At 66.1% G+C, this 6,146-nt stretch carries 5 protein-coding genes; 1 reads left to right on the forward strand and 4 read right to left on the reverse strand.

Annotated elements, in window-relative coordinates; translation table 11 throughout:
- Positions 1-44 precede the first annotated feature (44 nt).
- Complete coding sequence (locus V6M48_RS12605) at positions 45-713, forward strand: glutathione S-transferase family protein (RefSeq protein ID WP_332812879.1); 669 nt, start codon at positions 45-47, stop codon at positions 711-713.
- Positions 714-827: 114 nt separating this feature from the next.
- Here V6M48_RS12605 and V6M48_RS12610 read toward each other — a convergent pair whose 3' ends face one another.
- From V6M48_RS12610 to V6M48_RS12625, 4 genes are all read right to left on the reverse strand, one after another.
- Positions 828-3,230, reverse strand: coding sequence for a TonB-dependent receptor (locus V6M48_RS12610; protein WP_332812880.1), 2,403 nt, complete (start codon positions 3,228-3,230; stop codon positions 828-830).
- Between the two features lie 242 nt (positions 3,231-3,472).
- The gene (locus V6M48_RS12615; protein WP_332812881.1) at positions 3,473-5,194 is read right to left on the reverse strand and encodes a class I adenylate-forming enzyme family protein; all 1,722 of its coding nucleotides are present in this window, start codon (positions 5,192-5,194) and stop codon (positions 3,473-3,475) included.
- Positions 5,103-5,471 (reverse strand): Zn-ribbon domain-containing OB-fold protein, encoded by a 369-nt coding sequence (locus V6M48_RS12620; protein WP_332812882.1) that lies wholly within the window; start codon positions 5,469-5,471, stop codon positions 5,103-5,105. Before V6M48_RS12620 ends, V6M48_RS12615 begins: the two co-directional genes overlap by 92 nt.
- A partial coding sequence (locus tag V6M48_RS12625) for a thiolase family protein (protein ID WP_332812883.1) occupies positions 5,468-6,146 on the reverse strand: 679 nt, incomplete at its 5' end. The genes V6M48_RS12625 and V6M48_RS12620, both read right to left, overlap by 4 nt.

Here is a 6,146-nt window from a genome sequence, read left to right on the forward strand (position 1 = left end):
GGTGAGCGGAGGCAGACAGGCCCGCAAAAACCAGGAGACGCCGGATGACCAACCTTCCCCGCATCACCACCTTCGGCTGGGTGCCCGAATTCGCGCGCGGGCTAGTGCGCGATCTGCGCGCGCGCTGGGCGTTCGAGGAAGTCGGCCAGGCCTATGAGGTCGACCTGATCCGCGATGCGAAGACCGACGAGCACAAGGCGCACCAGCCGTTCGGGCAGGTGCCCTTCTACCACGACGACGAGATGGAGATCTTCGAATCGGGCGCGATCGTGCTGCGGATCGCCGAGCGCTGGGGGAGAGGGCAGGCGGGAAAGCTGCTCCCTGACGATGCGGCCGGGCGGATGCATGCAATCCAGTGGATGCTGGCGGCGCTGAACAGCGTCGAGCCGCCGCTGGTCGGGCTGATCATCAACGATCGCTTCGAGGCCGACAAGCCGTGGGCGGAGGAGCGGCGGCCCGTGGCGCGCGCCTATCTCGAGACGCGGCTGCGCGATCTCGTGGCGCGGCTCGGCGACAAGAATTGGCTCGAGGGCGAGGGCTTCACGATCGGCGACCTGATGATGGTCACCGTCCTGCGCCCGTTGCGAATCCCGCGCGTGCTCGACGATTTCCCGACGCTTGCCGCTTATGTCGCGCGCGGCGAGGCGCGGCCCGCGTTCCAAAAGGCGCTCGCCGATCACCTCGCGGTGTTCGAGCAGCCGGTCGCCGCCTGACCGGCGATCGAGGGGTGGATCCGCCGACGCGCACGCACGTTACAAATGAATTGGGGCCCCCCGGCGCGGCGGGAGGCCCCAGTTATCGGGCGGCGAACCGCCCGTTGCCGGTCATCAATATTCGAATGTGACCGTTAGACCATATTGGCGCGGCGGCCCGAACGTGCCGAAGGCGATGCGGTTGCCGCGCTGGGTGTAGGTGTGGGTGCCGTAGGCCTCGTCGGTGAAGTTCTTCACCCAGGCCTGCAGCTCCCATTTGCCGTTGGCGGTGCGCCACGACATCCAGGCGTCGCCGAGCGTGTAGCTGCCGACCACATCGAGCGGGTTGTTGTCGGCATTGGTGTACACCTTGCCCTGGTGGCGGCCGCTGACGTTGGCGGTGAGCACGTCGCCCGAGGGCAGCTCGTGGCTGAGCTGGGCGTAAGCGCTCCAGACGTTCGTCGGCGCCTGGCGCATGCGGTTGCCGGAGAAATCGCCGGTGCCGGTGATGTCCGGGGTGCCGAAGAAGTCCTTATATTTGGCGTCGAGGTACGAATAGGTGCCGCCCAACTCGAGCCACTCGACCGGCCGCGCGGTCATCTCGACCTCGATGCCCTTGATCTCGGCGTTGGCCGCATTCTCGGTGATGAACTCGCCGAACGTCGAGCCCACCGGCTGGAAGAAGCGGGTGACCTGGAGGTCCGAATAATCGAGGTAGAAAGCCGAGGTGTTGAGCCGGAGGCGGCGGTCGAACAGATCGAGCTTGGCGCCGACCTCGTAATTGGTCGCCTCCTCCGGGTCGAAGGCGGTGGTCGCGGTCTCCGCCGTGGTCGCGGTGCCGGTGAAGCCGCCGCTCTTGAAGCCGGTCGAGACCGTCGCATAGAGCATGATGTCGTCGGTGGGGCGGTATTGGCCGCTGATCCGCCACGAGAAGTTCTTCCAGCTGTCTTCGCCCTTGGTCAGAGCGAACGGGCGCAGCAGCAGCAGCAGATTGGGCGAGCCGGGGACGTCGTTGCGGACGCCGATCTCTTTCTTCTCGTACGAATAACGCGCGCCGCCGGTGACCGACAAGGTGTCGGTGATGTCGAAGCTCGCCTGGCCGTAGCCGGCGATTCCCTTGCCGGTGAAGAACATGTTGGCGGCGCCGAAGCTGGGGACGAGCGAAGCGTCCGACAGCGCGGGGAAGCCGACCCCCTCGGTACGGTCGATGTCTTCGTGCGAAGCGTAGAGGCCGACGACCCATTTCAAGCGCTGGCTCGATGGGGACGTGAGGCGGACCTCCCCGGTCAATTGCTCGCCGGTCTCGTCGACGATGTCGATCGTGTCGAAGGTGAAGCCGAGGTTCGCCGGCGCGGTGAGGCCGATGTTGGGATTGCCGTGCGCGCCAGTCAGATCGACGATCGGGCTGGGCGGAAGCCCCGCTGAATCGAGCACGTTCTTGAACGTGGAATCGCGATAGGCGCCAAGCACGGTGAGGGTCGCAAAGCCGAAATCATGATCGAGCTGGGCCATCGCGCCGAAGATGTCGCGCTTGGAGAAGCCCAATGTGTCGCCGGCGTAGCTGTAGACGCCGCCGTTCTTGCCGCTTGTGCCGCCGATCGCGACGTTGACCGCGACCGGGTTGGACGCGCACAGGCAATTGTGCAGCGGCCCGGCCGAGCCGACCGGCTCGCGATTGTCGGTGCCGAAATCGTCATTGGCGCCGTCGAGCGAGAGCAGAAGCGACGTCGCATCGGACGGCTCCCATTTGACCGCGGCGCGCCACGCGAAGCGGTCGGCATAGCCGATGTCGTCGTCATCCTCGGTGCCCAACGGAATCGCCGGGGTGCCGACGTTGACGCGAGTCAGATAGCCGTCGGTCTCGCGGCGGCTGAACGAGAGCCGCGCGGCGACCGTATCGCCGATCGGCACGTTGACGCCGGCGCCGGTGTCGAACGTGCCGAAATTGCCGACGGTCTGGCGGACCTTCAATTCGAACTCACCGAGCGTCGGCTTCCTGGTGACATAGTTGATCACGCCGGCGATCGCATTCTTGCCGAACAAGGTGCCTTGCGGACCGCGCAGCACCTCGAGCCGCTCGAGATCGAAGATGTCGAGGTTGGTCGCCGTGCGGGTCGCGAAATAGACGCCGTCGACCATCACCAGGGTCGAATCCGACGCACCGGCGCCATCCTCCTTGGTGCCGACGCCGCGGATCGCGACCTCGGGCTGGCCGGGGCTGAACGAGTTGAGCACCAGGCCCGGGGTGCGGCCCTGGACCTCCTCGAGCGAGGAGATGTTGGCCTGCTCGAGCGTCTCGCCGCTGAACGCGCTGATCGCGATCGGAACGTCCTGGATATTCTCGGCGCGCTTCTGCGCGGTGACGACGATGTCGGCGATGCCGCCGGTGTCGCTGGTTTGCTCGGCGGGGGTGCCGACCGGGGTCGCGGCGGGCGGATCGGCGTCGGGGGCCGCGCCCTGCGCGCTCACCGCGGTGGACCACAGAGCGGCGGCCACGATCGTGCTCAGATTAAAAGCATGCGCTGCCCTGATGGACATCAATCCCTCCCCCATTTTTTTGTTGGAGAGGGACATATCGGAGGCTCAAATTCTGATCAAGCGATCAATCAGGTTCTCCACCAGCAGCTTTTCGACTGTTGCCTCGCAGCCGCACCATCGCCCGCGCGGGGCTGCTTGGCTAGGGCAAGCTGCGATCAGGGGGAATCGCAGCCTGCCTTATAACCCTTTGATGCCGCATTGCTTCTTGCGAAAAGCCGGTACCCACCTTTTCGCGCAATGCTCTAATTGTTCCAGGGGAACAGTTCGGGCTGCCCAGCGAGTGATTGCCGGACTTGCGCCTTCTGCATCTTGCCGGTCACAGTGCGGGGCAGCGCCTCGGTGATGAAGTGAAAATGCTTCGGCACCTGGACGTGGTTGAGCCGTTCGCGGCAGAAGTCGCGCAAGCTGTCGGCATCGGCGCTCTCGCCATCGCGCAGACGCACCACCGCGACGACCGCTTCGCCCCACACCGGGTGCGGGATGCCGACGACGCAGCTTTCTGCGATCGCCCCATGCTCGGCGAGCGCGGCTTCCACGACGATCGGATAGACGTTGATGCCGCCGCTGATGATCATGAACTTGCGGCGGTCGAGGAGGTAGAGATAGCCGTCGTCGTCGACCCGGCCGATGTCGTTGGTGCGCATCCAGCCATCGACCAGCACCTCGCCGGTCTCATCGGGCAGGTTGAGATAGCGCAGCATGTTGGCTTCGCTGCGCAGCCACAATTCGCCGGCCTCGCCGCGCGGCAGATCTCTGCCTTCCTCGTCGCGCACGGCGATGTCGAACAACGGCGCGATCATCCCGACGGAGTTCAGCAATTCGGGCTTGTCGGCGAGCCCACGGCGGATGTCCTCCGGCATCAGGAACGAGACGCCGCCCCAGGTGGTCTCGGTCATTGCATAGCAGTTGAGCAATTCGCAGCCGAACACGTCGTGCGCGTCGCGGATCAGCGCCGGGGTCGACGGCGACGATCCGAACGCGATCATGCGCAGAGCGGAAAGGTCATGCTCGCCCTTGCGGTGCTCGTCGACCGCCCAGCCGAGCATCGTCGGCGCGAGCAGGGCAATGGTCGTGCGATGCTTCGCGAGCTCGGGCAGCAATTTGGGAAGCTCGAAAAGGCCGCCTTCGGGCAGGACGGTGGTCATACCGTTGGCGAGGCCGAGCATGCCGAGCACGATCGCCACCCAGGCGTTCGAGGTCGCGTGATAGAAGATGTCCGCGCGAGTGAAGCCGAATTGCGAGACCGCATGCGGGAACGAGACGGCGAGGCCGTGATGGGTGAGGACCACACCCTTGGGCAGGCCGGTCGTCCCCGACGTGTAGGAATAGAAGGCGGGATGCTCGGGTTCGATATCGGGAAAATCGGGCTGCTCGTCGGCCTGGGCGATCATCGTCTCGAGGTCGAACGTGAGATCGTGCTTGCCGCCGAAACCGATCAGGTGAAGCCCTTCCACGCCGCCCGCGTCGCGCAATTTCTCGAGCAACGGCATGCAATCGACGTGGACCGCGAGCGAGGTCAGGCCGGCGTCGCGGATGACGTGGACGAGCTCGTGCACCGCCAGGCGGCGATTGATGCCGACGCGGATCGCGCCGATCTTGAGGCAAGCGAAGAAATGCTCGTAGACCTCGATGAATTCGCCGGACAGCATGCCGACCGCATCGCCCTTGCGGGTGCCGAGCGCCTGAAGCGCGGCGGCGATCCGGTCCGAGCGCGAATCCATCTCGCCCCAGCTGCGCGAGACCTCGCCGGCGACATAAGCGGGGTGGGTGGGATAGTTGCGGCCGCAGCGCGCGATCTGGTCTCGCGGCAGCCTGTGATCGCCGGGAGCCGCGGGCCCCGCGGGCTTCGGGCTTGGACTAGCTTCGGACGCGCTAGCTTGGGAGGGGCCGGAAGCGGAGCCCGCCTCGTTCAAAATGGGCGACGATTGGCTGCCCGCCATCTGCACTCTCCATAACGCCATCATAGGGGGCCAGCAGGTGTGGCCCTTCTTCGAGTTCGACCGACGCTATCAGAAACGGCGCCGGAAGTTCCAGTGTGTAGGAGACGCTCATCTCGACGACGCAGCGAAGCTTCGCCTTGCCCGATCCCTTGCGCCAGCCGATCTCGGCCGATCCGCAGGCGGTGCAGACACGCTGACTGTAGTCGAGCACGGTATCACAGGCGGTGCAGGCCGCCACCATCAGCTCGCCGCGGGCAAGGCCGGCGCGGAAGCCGTCGACCTCTTCGGTCAAATCGCTCATGCTAGGCTCGCGTGCGGGCTGAGGATCAACGCGCCATGATGTTCCTGGCGGCCGCCGAGCCCGGTCGCAAGGACGATGTCGTTGGCGACCTGGCGCTCGCCGCCTTCACCGCGGGTCTGGATCACGGCTTCGGAAAGCGACGTCGCGCCCTGAAGGTAGAAGCCCGACAGCATGCCGCCGCCGGTGTTGACCGGGAGCGTGCCACCCGGCGCGATATTGCCGGCCGCGACGAACGCCGCGCCTTCGCCGCGCTTGCAGAAGCCGTAATTTTCGAGCGCGACGATCCCGGCGCAGGTGAACGGCGCGTAGAATTGCGCGCTCGAAACGTCGCCCGGGCCAACGCCGGCCATTTCGTAAGCGGTCCTGCCCGCGGTCGCGGCGCCATTGTCGAACTCCGGCTCGAGATCGCCGAAAGCGGGGCAGCCGGCGTGGCCCTGGCCCATGCCATGGATGTAGACCGGCGGGCGCGCGCCTTGGTCGGCGCTTGCGGCCTTGCTGACAATGAACGCGACCGCGCCGTTGACCGGGTAAGCGCAATCGAGCATCCGCAGCGGCCGCGCGATCGGCCGCGAGGCGAGATACTCCTCGATCGACAGCGGCTTCTTGAGGAAGGCGCGTGGGTTGCGCATCGCCCATTCGCGCTCGGCGATCGCCCAGGCGCCGAAATCCTCGGGC

It is taken from the genome of Sphingomonas sp., assembly GCF_036677245.1.
Classification (GTDB): domain Bacteria; phylum Pseudomonadota; class Alphaproteobacteria; order Sphingomonadales; family Sphingomonadaceae; genus Allosphingosinicella.